Genomic DNA, 15,596 nt, shown 5'->3' on the forward strand with positions numbered 1-15,596 from the left:
AGTATTAAGGAATTATTTTAGGGATGCTCATGAAAAAAACACTTATCGCATCGGCTTTATTACTAGCAGCACCAAGCTTTGCAGCCGATTGGCAAACTATTCATACTGAACATTTTAATATTCACTACAGTGTTGATCATGCTGAATTTGCTAAATCAACTGCAGCAGAGCTTGAAATAGTACGCACCAAAGTGCTTGAGCAGCAAAACCGAGCACTTGATAAAACAGTTGATGTAGTAGTGTTTGATCCCCTAAATGCAGCTAATGGCTTTGCGTTACCTACCTCAAATAACCCTGTAATGGCACTTTTTACAACCCCACCGCAATCGGATACGGTTATATCAAATAGTACAGGTTGGCAGCAGCTACTTGTACTGCATGAATATATTCACTTAGTACACTTAGCGCAGCCTACACGTAATGACTGGCAGCAAAAAATGCGCGGTATATGGGATTTATACGATTTAACCTATAGTAATACACCACGATGGGTTGCTGAAGGCTATGCCACTCTAATTGAATCTAAAATGACGGGACGTGGGCGCCTGTTTGATAACTACTCTGAGTCAATACTGCGAGAATTTGCTCAGCAAGGTGCTTTGCCTACATATGGGCAATTAAATGGCGAGCAGGGCTTTATGGGCGGCTCAATGGCTTACTTAATGGGTAGCCGCTTTTTGAATTGGCTAGAGCAAAACTATTCAGAGCAAACACTCGATAGTGTTTGGACGAGAATGCAAGGCGTAAAAACGCGTGATTTTGATGAGGCATTTAGCGGTGTGTTTGGGCAAAGTGCAGCCAAGCTATATCGACGATTTATAGCTGAATATACCTATAAAGCAATGCAAATAGAGCAAGGGGAGCCGTTACTTAATAGTGAACTTTGGCTTGAGCTTAACTTATATGCGAGTAACCCAGCACTTTCAAAAGATGGTAGTAAAATTGCGATTGTTGAGCGAGATAAAAAGAGTAATACCAAGCTTATAATTTATAGCACTGATGACAACATTAAAGCGCAAGAAGAGTTTACTAAAGCGCAAAAAGAGCTATTAGAAAATGACTCTCAAGATATTCCCGATACAGCGCCAAGTGTGTTTAAGCGCGAGAAAAAACAAGTGCTTAATCAAATAAACCGAGCCGGTATTGCAAACCCGCAATGGGTAAATAGCACAACGTTATATTTTAATGCGTACAGCAATGAAGAGTCGGGTATTTATAACAAAGTGTCAGACATATTTAGCTATAACACTGAAACGGGAAATATAGAGCAGCTTACTAAGCTTGCTGGTATTCGTCGATTTACAGTATCAGGTAATGGCGAAACGCTCTATGGTGAGCAAATAAGAAATGGCTACTCAGAACTCGTAAAAGTAGATTTAAACACGGAGTCGATCACGCCATTATTTACAAAAAGTTTAAAAACAGCGTACGACTATCCGATCCTTAGCCACAATGAAGCAAAGTTAGCTTACTTATCAACGTCTTTAAATGAAAATTGGCAGTTGTATATACAAGATGTTCGCAGTGGCCTTATACAAACAGTGCCTATGCCAAACGGGTATCAATATTTAAGTCAGCCAAGCTTTAGCCATAATGGCGAGTCACTTTACTTTGTTGCAGGTTTAAATAGCGCCACCGATATTTATAACTACAACATAGAGAGTAAAACACTCACCAGGTTAACCCAAGGGCAAGAGGCAGTCGCCTACCCAATTGAAATGGCCGATGGCTCGTTACTCTATTTTTCGATAACCGCAGATGGGCCAAATGTAAAAACACTGCCAAAAGCTATAAAAAGAACAGTAGTTACTGAGTTCGCAGCTAACAAAAAAGCACCGCTGCTAATAGTAAACGAACATACACTTCCAAAAGCTAAAATATATACGCACGAAACAACAGAGCAAACAAATTACAACGTACTCGACCAGCACGCTACCTTTGCGGTTGGCTCTCAGTATTATTCGGCTTCTACCAGTTTGTTAGATTTAAGCATTAAAAGTAGCGACTTATTAAAGCAGCTCGACTTGCAAGCAGGATATAGCACTGATTTACATGATGGAGCACTGCACGGTGGTTATGTGCAGGCAAAATATAATGCGCTTGATGTAAAACTGAAACTTGCGCTGTTTGACTATAATTTGAATACATCGCGCCAGTATCAGCAAAGTCTAAATGCAGACATGGATGCCCGTGGCGGTTTTGCTGCAATAAGCTACCCACTTAAATTTGGCCAGTTAAATTTAACGCCAGGGCTTGCCTACAATTACACTGATTATAAGCAAAGCCATAAAAATTGGATGCGTATAGGCGTTGCTCAAAATTGGCAATATGATCGTCAAGACTTTGCAATAGGCCAAAGTATTTATGCCAGTTGGTACGATGGCAGTAGTAAGAGCAATAGTTGGCAAGGTTACGATTTAGCCGCCAAAATTTTTGGTAAAGTGTTTGGTATTCCTCTTTATACAAACTTTGATCAAAAACAGCGTGATGACAGCAGCCTTGCATTAGGTGGCTTTAGCTCAAATCTTATTAATCAGCAGCAAAATAGTGAATATGTACTTTCATCGGAGCTGCCTTTTTACAGTGCAACCGCAGAGCGTTATCAAGGTTATGGTGGTGGGTTTAGCTTAAAAGAAGGTATGCCGTGGCTTTATTATAAGCAACATCAACTCGACGACACCGTATACGCACAAAGCTACGGCTTAAAATACCAAGGTGACTTTAGTTTTGGAATGGGGCCTGCTGGTGTAAACGATTTAACGTTTAATATGGGACTATCGCGAGTAGAAGGCGACAGTTTTGAAGATGAAATGCGAGCGTGGTTAAGCTTTTATTATTCACTTTAAAAAGTAAAATTCAACTAAAGGCGTTTAAAACACACAGAAATAACATTGTTATTTTTGTGTGTTAAGTGATGCTAATTTTGCTTGATATACATTTAGCTTTTTATTATCACGCTCGTGCTGCATGGCTTTTTCAAGCAAGGCTTGTGTTTGCTTTGTTTTACCTTGCTGATAGCGAATTTTAGCAAGTTCAAGGTAAAGCTCAGATATGTATGGTGCTTTTGCAATTGCTAACTCAAGGTGATTTTTAGCTTGAGTTATTTTTCCATCTTGTAGGTCGTTTTGCGCAATAACGAGCAATTCGTAAGGGTCTTTTTCTTTATTAATTAAATGGCTTGTCAGTTGTCCTTCAAGCGTTTTATCATCAAGGTCCTTTGCTAAGGCTCGGTAGTTATGGATTAAGTTTACGCTTATTTCATTATTATCAAGGGCTGTTTGATAAATTACTTTTGCACTTTGCAAATCTTCCGCACGACGATGTAATACTCCAGCTATATTAAATAACTCAGGGTCGTTAGGCGTAAACGTGTTAGCTTTTAAAATAAGAGAATAAGCTATATTAAGTTGTTTTTTAGCTAATGCCTTGGCAGCTAAATTACTATAAAACTTAGAGAGTAAATCGTTATAGGTAGCACTGCCTGAGTAAATGCTGCCTCTCGTTGGGAAGTAATCTATTAATGTTCCTGGGCGAATAAACACAATAAGATCATCGTCTTTTTCCTGCTCTGGGGCGTAAACTTTTGTTCTGAAATGGTTGGCAATGTATATAATATTATTTTCTTTTGCGTATACAGGTGCGCTAGTCATTTCTTGAAAGCTTGTTTCAAGGTTTAAAAGTTGGGCATAGCTTTGTGTAAGCACTGCTAGGCTAATGCAATTACCTTGAGATAGCTCAATAGTTTGCTTTGAAGTAAGTGTATCGCCGTGATACTTAAAGTTAGTTAGCTGGTTTTGTAGATAATTAAAAATAACGCGATCAGCTCGTGTATCAACTAATTTTTCATTTGCGTAAGCCATAAACTTTTCTTTTTCAGCTTGGGGGAGCTCAAAAATACTTTGCTCATTGAGTGTATTTACACGTTTAAAAAGGGAATGATTTATTACACTCGTTAATAGAGTTTTATTTGGGGAAGTGTTAGTTGGTGTATTTTTGCATGCAGTTAAAAGAAAACTAAATAATAAAACTAAAATTAAAGACTTCATAGGTCACCTCAATGTGAGTTTTTACACTACATTGAGGTGACTTTTTAATCAAGCATTTATAGCGCTATGCTTTTTTAAACGATTTTTTTGTGACTGTTTTTTACGTTTACGGCGGGTGAACCACAAGTAAAAACCTGTACCACCAAGCCACACTGGGCTTAAACCAATAACACACCACAGTATTTTACTAATTAAACCTGCAAAGTAACCAAAGTGAAGCTTTCTAAAGCTATCAATTACTTGCCAGCCCACACCCACTTCACGAATGTCCCAGTTAGCCATATGCTCACCCGTTAGCTTGTTGTAGGTAACCGTATTGGCATATTCACTCGCAAGCGGATTACTGGTATCTACTTCACCAAATAACGTTATGTTTTCGTCAGGCTCAAGGGGCATTACTAAAAAAGTACCGTTAAAAGTAGGGATTTGTTTTTGGCTGTCATCAAGCACATGTTGAAAAGAAACCTCTTCGCTGTATAAGTTTTTGGTTAGCGTAAAATGCTCTTCTTCAGCGTGCTCTATTACTTCGTGGTACCACACCGCACCATTAAAGTAGCCACCTGTTATGGCTAAAATAATAATAATGGGTGAGCCAATCACGCCTGTCATTTTATGAATGTCGCTAAGTACTATTTGCAGAGTTGCACGCCAGCGCACGCTAAATAAACGCTGCCAAAACTTACGATAAATAATAAGGCCGGTAATACCTAGTACCAAGAAAAACACGGCAAAAAAGAAGCCTAAAACGGTGCCAGTCTGCCCTGGTAAGCTTTTTAAGTCATTAAGTAAAAAAGTATAGTGTAAGTCTAAAAACCAGTCGGTAAAATAATGGCTTGTGCCCACAGGCTCAGAAAGGATGTTTCCAGTATATTGATCTAAATGAAATTTATACCAATCTTCTGTGCCGCGCTTTATTAAATAAACCCGATCAGCGGTATCATCGTTAAAAATTTCCCAGCTGCCAACAACATACTCAGGGTAAGTTGTTTGCGTTTTTTCTATGAGTGTATCAATTGGCAAGCGCTGGGCTTGTTCTTTAACAACAAAGTGACTATTGGGCATTAGCAAGCCGTCTATTTCACTTTTAAATACTAAAACGCTACCTGTAATACTAATTACAATTAGTGGAATGAGCGCTACAAGTGCAACCCAGCTGTGAATCTTAAATAGTGTTTTTCTCATAGTCGCTATAGTAATAAATTGTTAATGACTTGCGCATGATAACAATTATCAGTTTTATTTCATAGTTATGCGTTTGATCCCTCAAAACCATATAACTGTTAACTTAAAGCAACGCTTTTTGTATGCTCAAGTTGCCAGTACCAAATATAAAAACACGCTAATTAGTTGAGTAAATTTTATTCATCATTACAATGCCGCGCTCACATTAAAACCCTATTAAAAACAGTTGTTTATTATATGTTTTTATTTGGCGTTTTATTAACAGTTATGTAACGAAAGAGGTGTGTTTTGGCGCATTATTTGCCTATCTTGTCTTCATTCATTTTGGTTTTTAGCTTTTTACCGCTATTAAATAAAATAAGAAAAAACCGTAGTGTGTCTGGCTTATCACTACTAATGATGACCTTTGGTTTAGCGCAAAGCCTTTACTTTATAACGTACAATATTTATTTTGAGCGCTTTTATATAGCACTGCCATTTTTTGTGACGGGAGCGCTGAGTAGCTTAATTTTATATTTTTTCGCACGTTATAACGCAAAAAAAACAGAGCGAATGCAGCTATTCGCAATGCTTTCTTTTTCATTGCTGCCTTTTGCATTACTGCTTAATCCTAATTTAGACACAGCAGCAGTTCTAAATGGTTTAACGTATGTAGGCTTGGTCATGAGTTCAGTACGTGTAATGCCACAAACTTATAAAACTCTTCGCAGCGGTAATATTAGTAATTTGAGTGCGCGTTATTTTAGCTTGCAGTTTATAGCTGGAATTTGCGGCCTAACAGTTGAGCTTTCAATGGCTGTGCCAAGTACTTCACATGTATTAATGTTTATTATGCTATTGCTCACCAATGCTGTGCAATTTGCATGTATGCAGTATTATAAAATTCGCCCAGTAATGGCTTAAAAAACAAGCGCTTTAATGTTCCTATTTAACTAAATATATGGCAAGTTACTTTATCAGATAAAAGGATAAAGTATGAATTGGAATCAGTTTGGCTATATTTGCCGTGTTTATAGCTCAAAAACCTTAAGCGCTTCACAAAAAGCAGAGCTAACTGCACAACCGCATTTAGCTGTTTACGCTAATGAGCGTGCAGATAGTAAATTAGCTAATGACCTTGCAGCAAAATTTGCACTTCAAGATGAAGCTACTTTGCAAAAACAAGCGGTACATTACCAATGTTTGCCTCAGCTAATTAATGAATTTAAGCTTGAGCAAAAAGGTTTGTTTAGCTACTTAACTATTGTTTTTGTTATTTATGTTTTCTCTTCATTTTTATATCAGTTTTTTGTTGTACCTACATTCGTAGAAATATATAGCAATCATTCGATCTCCTCAGAACATACCTTTGATGATTACTTCTCTTACTGGTATGTGCCAATTATTTTATTACTCTTCCTGCAAAGCATTATTTTTACAGTTACCTTAAAGCTTAAAAATGCATGTACTTTAATTGAAGCACAGCCTTTCTCAGGTTTATTTAAAGTTTTAATACCAAGTAAGCTGGTTAACCAATACAGTTTTTTAGTTGCGACGTTGAGCTTTGCTCTTAATTTTAAAGCGCACGAGAAAACCTTCTCACCAGAGACTAAACATTTGGCTAAATGTGATTCGTTAGGCTATGAAACCGATAAAGAATTTAAAGTGTTATTAGAGCAGCAGTTCAAACAGTTTAATTCGCGGGTTAAAAGTTTTATAAATAAGCTAGTTATTCTTTATGGATTAGTGATTGTAGTATCTATTTACTTATTTGTTAGAGCGGCTTATCAACCAATATTTATGCTAGGAGAAGCGTTATGAAAACAAAAGGATTTACGTTAATAGAGTTGATGATAGTGGTGTCTATCATTGGGATTTTAGCTGCGGTTGCGCTACCTCAATATAGTAAGTATATGCAACGAGCAGAACTTGTTGACCCACTTGCTATGGCTGCAGTAATTCGAGAAGACGTTACGGTTTATTATCTTGAAAACAGGCGCTTTCCAGCAAGTAATGAACAAGCGGGTGTACCAGCAAGTAAATTTCTAATTGGTAATAGAGTAACGGCCATTACAGTAGATAACGGCGCTATTCATATTAGCTTAGGTAATAAAGCTTCACAGCCTCTGCAAAATACAGTTTTAACCTTTAGACCGGCAGTTGTAACTGGAAGTCCTACAAGCCCAATTGCGTGGTTATGTGGGTTTGATGAACCGGTAAACGGTATGCAAGTGGTTGGCGAAAATAAAACAACAGTACCAAAAGAAATTTTACCTTCAGCATGTATATAAAGTAAGCAGGGGATTGAAATGAAATTAACTATTCATCAAATTGATGCATTTACAAGTTCATTATTTAAAGGCAATTATGCCGCGGTGATCCCGCTTGAGTCGTGGTTAAACGATGAGTTAATGCTTAATATTGGCGCTGAAAACAACGTGTCCGAAACAGCCTTTACCTGCCTGCAAGCCGATGGTAGTTATGCAATTCGTTGGTTTTCGCCTTTGATGGAAATAGACTTTTGTGGGCATGCAACTTTAGCGGCTGCGTATGTTTTATGTGAAGAGCATAATATATCGCAAGTGCGCTTTACTGCCGAAGCCGTTGGGGAGCTTATTGTTAATAAAAAAAGCGATGGTAGTTTTGCTATGACCTTTCCTAAGCAAGCACCCACAAAGGTTGAAGATATACCTGATGCACTATTAAAAGGCTTGTCTATACAACCAGTGCAGGTATTTAAAAATCGTCAGGCTTACTTTGCTATCTATGACAATGCCCAGCAAATACATGAACTAACTACCAACTCAGCGCTTTTAAAAACGTTACATCCATTTGATGTTGTTGTTAGTGCAAGCTCTGCTGAATACGACATTGTCTCTCGCTATTTTTGGCCAGCCAGTGGTGGAGAGGAAGATTTTGTAACTGGGTCTATTCATACCGGGCTTGCTCCTTATTGGGCGCAGCAATTAGGTAAAAATAAATTAAATGCATATCAGGCCTCAAGCCGAGGTGGTTTTATACAATGTGAGGTGGGTGAATCTACCGTTACATTAACAGGCCATGCTGTTAGGTATTTAAAAGGCACTATTTATATTTAGCAATAAAAAGGCCACACAGTATGTGGCCTTTGTTTACTCAATTATTCAATTATTCAATTTACTTAGGCTTCTAGTGCTTTGGTAATTAAGCGATCAATATATTTTTTATGCGCTTTGGTCGCAGTATCTGCTCCCCAACCAATACTGGTATCAGCTATTTGAGTTAACTGATATAGCGCCGCGGTTTTAGCTAGGTTATCGTATTTGCTGGCTTTACTTAGACCTGCTATAGCAATTAGCTGATTTACATATTCAATTTGTAAGTTATGACTAATTGAATTTGCCTCTTCACTTTTAACAAAAATACTGGCGGTTAAATCTTCCATAAATTGGCTCAAGCTATATTCGTTACCGTAGAGAGCTGTGTCGGAAATGCGCAGTAAAACGGCAGGGTGAAGCAACTGTGCTAGCACTGTTTTTTGCATACCTAAAATCATTTTATGCGCTTTAGGATCTTCGTTTTTACCATAATGGCTAAAGCCTCGGCGCTGAAGTTGAAGGTAGTTATACAAAGGCTGCATACTTTTAAGAACATCTGGCGCAAATACAAATTTTGCTAATATGTCCATTGCTTGTGTTTGGCGCTCGAGCGATACAGGAGTAAATGGTTTATCTGCGTTTACGTCACCTACTACTGCACGTTCAACATATACCCCACCAATTTGGCGAGAAACAATGCCAGCTTGCGTACGGTACTGGCCAAATAAGCTATTTGCAGAGGTAACTAGTTGTTGGTAAGACTCGCCTTTTACTGTGGCTTTATCTTTTAACTTCGTAAATAATTTATTAATTAACGCCATTCGATCCGCGCCATATGCCGCTGGGTTTGATGATAAATCACCAATCATTACGCGTGGATCTATATGGCGACCCGGTGCGCGCATGTCGTCGGCATCGTTACCAAAGGCAAGGGCGTGTTCGCTTGAACGAGCCAGAATCTTGTCAAGTCGAGCTTGCTCAGCGGCTTCATCGGTAAGTGCTACGCTGTAGCCATAATTTATTGCCCAATCGTCGTACGGACCAGGTTTTGTTTGAAAAATATCACCTTGCTGCACACCTATTGGGGCAATGTTTGCGGGTGCATAATCCATGACAGAGCCAGTCACTATGCCTTGGGTTTTGTTTTTATCGTGTACTTCTTTTTCATCCCACAAAATTGATGATTTCATGTTGTGGTTAAGGCCTAAAGTATGACCTACTTCATGAAGTACTAATTGCGTTAAACCTTGGCGAAGCATTTCATTGTCTTCAATATTTGTATCCGTTGCCAAGCCTTTAGCGAACATCAGGTTTTGCTGAATTTCATGCCCTAGTGAGCAATTTAACTCACCTGTATGTAGGTGCTCAGCGTGACTCATTGTACCTTGCGTATACAGGGTGTCGTAAATCCAACGGTTTTTCATAAATACAAACTCAAGCATAATGTCTGAGCCAAGTATTTCGCCAGTTAATGGGTTAGCAAGTGCTGGGCCGTATCCGCCAAATGGTGGTTTAGGTGATGAGGTCCAGCGTAGTACGTTGTAATTAATATCGCCTGCATCCCAATCTGCATCGTCTGGTTGTACTTTTACTTCTAGAGCATTTTTAAAGCCAGCTTTTTCAAACGACGTATTCCAGGTTAATACCGCATCGCGTACGGTGTCGCGCCACTCAATAGGTGTGGTGTTTTCTATCCACCAAGTAATTGGTTTTACAGGCTCTGAAAGGGCTGCACTTGGGTCTTTCTTTTGCAAGTCCCAGCGCTTAATTACATCTTGATAAGGAGCCCAATCAGTAGAGGTCATTTTATCAAATTGATTAGTAAAATAGCCAATGCGTGCATCGTCCATACGTGGTTGGTAGTTATTTTTAGGTAACGCTACAAATGAGTGTTGCACCTTTACCGAGACACTACGTGGATCGCTTACTGCGCTTGTACCACGAACCGTCGGGCTTGCATTCGTAAATACGTAATCAACAACCACATCTAAGTTATTAGGGTAAGGACGCTGCTTAATTATGCGTGATTTTTTATCGTCTAACTTACCTACTTTAAAGCGCTTTTTAGCTTTTTTGTCTGCTGGGTTTGGCGTTGGTGATACTTTATGAAGTGCTTCGCTTAAGAATAGCTTATTTACTTTAAAGGCTATTTTACCTTCTTCTTCTTTTTCTATTTTAATGCTGGCAAGTACGGCTTCGCTTATGTTGGCATCACTTGCTTTTGAAATAGCGCTACTTTCATCAAATTTATAGCGTGGAGTTTTGCTAATTATATCAATTCGATCAAAGTATTTTCTAAATTCAATAAGCTTGGTTTCGCGATATGAACCACGAAAATGGCCTGCATCTGTCACACCATCTACGGTATGCGCAAAGTAAACAAACGGAGTATCAAGTTGAGAGTCATTAATTACCATTAAATGCTCGCCCGTTTTTTCGTCTTGATAAAGGTTAAAAACACCTGCAAATTCAGTTTGATCTTTAACCATTTCGCTCAGTGTTTTTGGCTTTTTATCTTCTTTTTTGTCGGCAGCAATTGCTTGGCCGCTGAGCGCGATACTAAGCGCTAAAGTAAGTGATGTTAGTTTCATTGTTGTAGTCTTTTTGGAGTTGCTAATTTAATTGGACTGTACGGAAATTAATTTTGTTTCGCACAGCTTCTCGATGAAATAGTAGCTTAATTTTTCAACCAGTTGATTTTAAATGGTAAAAGTTTGTAACAAAATATAATGAATGAGATGAGCTGCAGGTTTTTATTTTCATTAAATATAGATACTTAAGATTTCTGTACATTTGTAACAGTTGCTTACAAATGTCACATTAATGTTTTATCTAGCTCTGTTATTATGGCGTTAATAGAAATTTGGGGTAATTAGGATATGCAAACAAATTCACTTAGATGGGTTTTCCCATTTGTAGCGCTGGCCATAGGTATTGTTGGCTTTATGGGTGTTAATGCTATAGCGCAAGAACCGGAGCAAAAGAAGGCGGTAGATACGCGTCCTACGGTGCAAGTTGAGCCTGTAGCAGCAAACGATCACCAAGTAATGATAAATAGCTATGGTGAGATAAAGCCGCTAGAAAATACACAGCTTTCGGCGCAAGTGTCGGGTGAAGTATTAAGCTGGCACCCTAACTTTGTTGCCGGTGGCGTGGTTGCTCGTGGTGAAACATTATTCACTATCGAAAAAGATAACTATGAAGCTGCAGTACTTGTTGCTGAGGCTGATGTTGCTCGAGCACAGGCTGCACTTATTGAAGAGCAGGCTCAGGCACAGGTAGCCGAGGATGAAGCAAAGCGTTTTCCTAGTAAAGCGCGTACCGATTTATTTTTACGTAAGCCGCAAGTGTTAAGTGCTCAAGCTGCCGTTAAATCGGCGCAAGCAGCTTTAAAGCGTGCGCAACGCGATTTAGATAATTGTGAAGTGACAGCGCCATACGATGCTTTAGTGGTTAGCCGTAATGTAGGTGTTGGCCAGTTTGTTACTGTAGGCTCACAAGTTGCTGAATTAAATAATATTGAAACCGCTGAGGTGATTATTCCTATTGCAGGGTTCGATAGCGTGTTTTTACCAGAGCGTATTAAAGGCATTACCGCTACAGTGATTCAAAAAGGGCTAAATAGCTTTACGCGTGAAGGGGTAATAGACCGCGACTTAGGAATTGTAGATAGCGCTACGCGCATGAGCAGTTTAGTTGTGCGAATTGAAGACCCTTATGGTTTAAAAACAAAACAACCAGCTATTAAATTTGGCAGCTACGTACAAGTTAATTTTGCAGGGGCTACGCTTAATAATATTTACCGCTTACCGCAAGCTTTAGTGAATAACCAAACCGTATGGGTAGTAAACGAAAGCCAAGAGCTTGAGCCACGTAAAGTGACTGTTATTCGTGAAGAAGGTGAATACTTTTATATCAGCAGCGGTTTAAATGCTGACGACCAACTCGTTACTACCTTGCCTGAATATCCACAAAAAGGGATGCAGGTTAAAATTGCCGGTGTAGCTACACCTGAAAGCTCAGAGTTGAGCACCTCAAACACGCAACAGCTGTAAGGTGTATTAGACATGAGCGAATCAATACAAAAAAAACAAACAGGACTCATTGCCTACTTTGCTAATAACTCGGTTGCTGCAAACTTAATGATGTTTTTTATCATTGTTATGGGTTTAATTAGCTACTTCACTATTCAGCGTCAAATGTTTCCAAATATAGAAGTTAATTATATTAACGTTGAAGCTAACTACCCAGGTGCCTCTCCTCAAGAAATAGAAGAAAGTATTCTTATAAAAATTGAAGAGTCACTTAAAGATATAACCGAAATTAAAAAAGGTGTGTACCGCGCTTTTAGAAATGGCGGCACTGCAAGCCTTGAAATAAACACTGATGCTGAGCTTACCGATGTACTTGATAAAGTAAAACTTCGTGTAGATGGTATTGCGACTTTTCCGGCGGGTATGGAACCGGTCACCATAAGCCAAGTTGAATTTAGGCAAGATGTAATAGGTATGACTCTTGTTGGCGATTTACCGCTTACAGAGCTTAAGCCTATTGCAAACCAAATAGAAGATGAGTTATTACAGTTATCGAACGTATCTTTGGTGGTAAACGATGTACCGCTTGACGAGATAGCTATTGAAATAGACCCAGATACGCTGCGCCAATATAACTTAACACTTAGTGATGTGATGGATGCGGTGCGTCGCTACTCAGCTAACTTTTCGGCAGGGCAATTAAAAACCGATGCGGGCGTTATTTCTGTTCGAGTAGAGAACCAATTTTACTCGGGTGAAGAGTTTAGACATATCCCAGTAAAAATAGGTGAGTATGGCGCTAAAGTTTTACTGCAAGATGTGGCCATTATTAAAGACCAATTTACAGAAGGTGAGCGCTACTTTAAATTTAACGGTGAAAATGCCGTTTATATGTCGGTTAAAGCAACGCAAGAGCAAAATATAATTCCTGTGGCCGACTCGGTTAAGGCATTTATTGATCAAAAAAATAAGCAGCTACCGCCAGGTATTAGGTTAGAGCCATTAATGGACATGACATATTACCTAAATGCACGCCTTGATATGATGAAGGCTAACTTGTTTCAAGGTGCAATTTTAGTGGCCATTATGCTGTCGTTATTCTTGCGCTTTAAACTCGCATTATGGGTGATGATTGGCTTACCCGTTTGTTTTTTAGGGGCCATGATGATGATGCCATTATTTGGTATCAGCATTAATATTATTTCGTTATTTGCGTTTATTATGGTGCTCGGTATCGTGGTGGATGACGCCATAGTAATAGGCGAAGCCGCCTATACAGAGGTGGAAAAAAGCGGTGGTGGTGTCGAAAACGTCGTACGTGGTGCAAACCGCGTAGCAACTCCTGCAACGTTTGGTGTATTAACAACCATTGCTGTGTTTGCGCCGTTTACGCTTTCAAGCGGCCCAGAAAGTGCCTTTTTCTATGGTATAGCTGTTGTAGTTATGCTGTGTTTAGTATTTAGCCTTGTAGAGTCAAAGCTTATATTACCGGCTCACATTGCACACACACACTTTTCACCGATTAAAAAAGGGGGGTGGCGCGATCGCTTTAACACTCGCTTTTTTGGTTTTGTAAATGGCCCATATAAACGTTTTATTTCTAAATGTGTAGATTGGCGCTGGACGGTTTTATTTGCCTTTATTGCTATGTTTATAATAAGTATTTCGCTTATTACCTCGAACAAAGTGCGCACAGTACCTACGCCTAAAGTACCGCACGATTTTCCTCAAATACAAGTTGAAATGAACGATAACGTTTCTGACTTACAAACTATTGCGGCTATTCGTGAAATAGAAGCCATGGTACTTAGAGTAGATGAAGAAACTGAGCGTGAATTTGGTCAAAAAATTATTCGTGATGTTTTGGTATTTAACCAAGGCAGAACTGAGTCGCAATTACTTGCGCCTTTAGTTGATGAAGATTCACGTCCGTATAATGCATTTGAACTTTCGCGTCGCTGGCGTGAAGCTATGCCAACTATTGCCGGTATTAAATCGTTAACTATTCAAGATGATGTTGGTGGCGGCGGTGGCAACGGCGGCGGTGAGTTTGGTTACTTACTGTTTGGCTCTGACATAGAGACTTTAAATGAAGCCGGTCGTCGTTTTATTCAATTACTGCAACAGCAAAAAGGACTGTTTGATATAAGCTCAACAATTGACCCCGCGAGCAAAGAAGTGCAAATGAGCTTAAAACCGGTCGCTTACGACCTGGGCTTAGATTTAGCAAGTATTGCTAATCAAGTAGGTGCCAGCTTTTATGGTGGTGAAGCGCAGCGCGTGATTCGAAACGGTGAAGAAGTACGTGTAATGGTACGCTACCCTAAACTAACTCGTGAAGCATTTTCATCGCTTAAACATACTGTAGTGACCACCCCACAGGGGCGAGAAGTATTACTTGGTGATGTTGTAGAGCTGACCGAAACGCCAGGTATTAGTTATATTCGCCGTGAAGGTGGTTATCGTACTGTGTATGTTTATGGCAATATTGATGAAGAGCAAATTGAACCGGGCGAAGTAGTTAAGCAGGTAAAAGAAAACTTACTACCACAACTTAAAGAAGAATACCCAAGCGTTAAATCAGAACTTGGCGGTGCAATTGAAGAGCAGCAAGCTCAAGCAAATGAGCAGGTTATGTTTTTTATTGGTGGTATGATTTTAGTTTACATACTGCTAGCAGTACCGCTTAAAAGCTACTCGCAGCCGCTTATTGTAATGTCAGTTATTCCATTTAGCTTAACGGGGGCTATTTGGGGTCACTTTTGGTTTGATTTAGATATGAGCTTAATGTCGGGCTTTGGCTTAATTGCTGCCGCAGGTGTTGTTATAAACGACTCCCTAGTAATGACCGACTATGTAAACCAAGTTCGTCGCGAAGGAGTTAGTGTTAAACATGCGGTAATAGAAGCCGGTTGTGCACGCTTTAGAGCAATATTACTTACCTCAATCACTACCTTTGCTGGTGTATTGCCTATTATGTTTGAAACGAGCTTACAGGCTAAATTTGTAATACCTATGGCAGTAGCGCTAGGTTTTGCAGTTATGTTTGCAACGTTAATAACACTAATATTAGTGCCATGTTTATATATTATTTTAGGTGACATTGGTGCGGTATTTAAGCGCCCGTTTAAAGGGCGTTCTGCGAAAGCTGCGTAATACTCATCCGCAATAATACTTAATCATTTTGCGGGGCTAAACGTGTTGCTACTTGCGTTAAAAAATTCTCATTTACGACTGCATGGATGCAGAAGGTAGAGCAATGCAGGAGCAATTGCCGA

10 protein-coding genes are annotated in these 15,596 nt (G+C 39.3%); 7 read left to right on the plus strand and 3 right to left on the minus strand.

The annotated features are described in order from the left end of the window. The first annotated feature begins 29 nt into the window (after positions 1-29). The gene (locus CWC11_RS14385) at positions 30-2,846 is read left to right on the plus strand and encodes a PD40 domain-containing protein (RefSeq protein ID WP_138683257.1); all 2,817 of its coding nucleotides are present in this window, start codon (positions 30-32) and stop codon (positions 2,844-2,846) included. 48 nt (positions 2,847-2,894) lie between these two features. Here the strand turns inward: CWC11_RS14385 and CWC11_RS14390 are convergent, their stop codons facing one another. Both CWC11_RS14390 and CWC11_RS14395 read right to left on the minus strand, forming a co-directional pair. Further along, positions 2,895-4,046, minus strand: coding sequence for a tetratricopeptide repeat protein (locus tag CWC11_RS14390; RefSeq protein WP_138683258.1), 1,152 nt, complete (start codon positions 4,044-4,046; stop codon positions 2,895-2,897). A gap of 48 nt (positions 4,047-4,094) precedes the next feature. Beyond that, positions 4,095-5,228, minus strand: a complete 1,134-nt coding sequence (locus CWC11_RS14395; RefSeq protein WP_138683259.1) for a PepSY-associated TM helix domain-containing protein — start codon at positions 5,226-5,228, stop codon at positions 4,095-4,097. 288 nt (positions 5,229-5,516) lie between these two features. Between CWC11_RS14395 and CWC11_RS14400 the strand changes: the two genes are divergently transcribed. From CWC11_RS14400 to CWC11_RS14415, 4 genes are all read left to right on the plus strand, one after another. Beyond that, positions 5,517-6,131 (plus strand): SemiSWEET family transporter, encoded by a 615-nt coding sequence (locus tag CWC11_RS14400; protein ID WP_138683260.1) that lies wholly within the window; start codon positions 5,517-5,519, stop codon positions 6,129-6,131. A gap of 72 nt (positions 6,132-6,203) precedes the next feature. Next, entirely contained in the window at positions 6,204-7,028 is an 825-nt protein-coding gene (locus CWC11_RS14405) for a hypothetical protein (protein WP_138683261.1), read from the plus strand. After that, the gene (locus tag CWC11_RS14410; RefSeq protein WP_138683262.1) at positions 7,025-7,498 is read left to right on the plus strand and encodes a pilin; all 474 of its coding nucleotides are present in this window, start codon (positions 7,025-7,027) and stop codon (positions 7,496-7,498) included. Before CWC11_RS14405 ends, CWC11_RS14410 begins: the two co-directional genes overlap by 4 nt. A gap of 18 nt (positions 7,499-7,516) precedes the next feature. Then, entirely contained in the window at positions 7,517-8,305 is a 789-nt protein-coding gene (locus CWC11_RS14415) for a PhzF family phenazine biosynthesis protein (RefSeq protein ID WP_138683263.1), read from the plus strand. Positions 8,306-8,367: 62 nt separating this feature from the next. Here CWC11_RS14415 and CWC11_RS14420 read toward each other — a convergent pair whose 3' ends face one another. Then, on the minus strand, positions 8,368-10,875 hold the full coding sequence (locus CWC11_RS14420) for a zinc-dependent metalloprotease (protein WP_138683264.1): 2,508 nt from the start codon (positions 10,873-10,875) through the stop codon (positions 8,368-8,370). 288 nt (positions 10,876-11,163) lie between these two features. On the opposite strand from CWC11_RS14420, the gene CWC11_RS14425 reads away from it, so the two are divergent. Together CWC11_RS14425 and CWC11_RS14430 are read left to right on the plus strand one after the other, a co-directional pair. After that, entirely contained in the window at positions 11,164-12,339 is a 1,176-nt protein-coding gene (locus CWC11_RS14425; protein WP_138683265.1) for an efflux RND transporter periplasmic adaptor subunit, read from the plus strand. Positions 12,340-12,351: 12 nt separating this feature from the next. Beyond that, entirely contained in the window at positions 12,352-15,474 is a 3,123-nt protein-coding gene (locus CWC11_RS14430; RefSeq protein WP_138683266.1) for an efflux RND transporter permease subunit, read from the plus strand. Positions 15,475-15,596: the final 122 nt, after the last annotated feature.

The sequence above is a fragment of the Pseudoalteromonas sp. S3178 genome (assembly GCF_005886985.1).
In the GTDB taxonomy this organism is placed as follows: Bacteria; Pseudomonadota; Gammaproteobacteria; order Enterobacterales; family Alteromonadaceae; genus Pseudoalteromonas; species Pseudoalteromonas carrageenovora.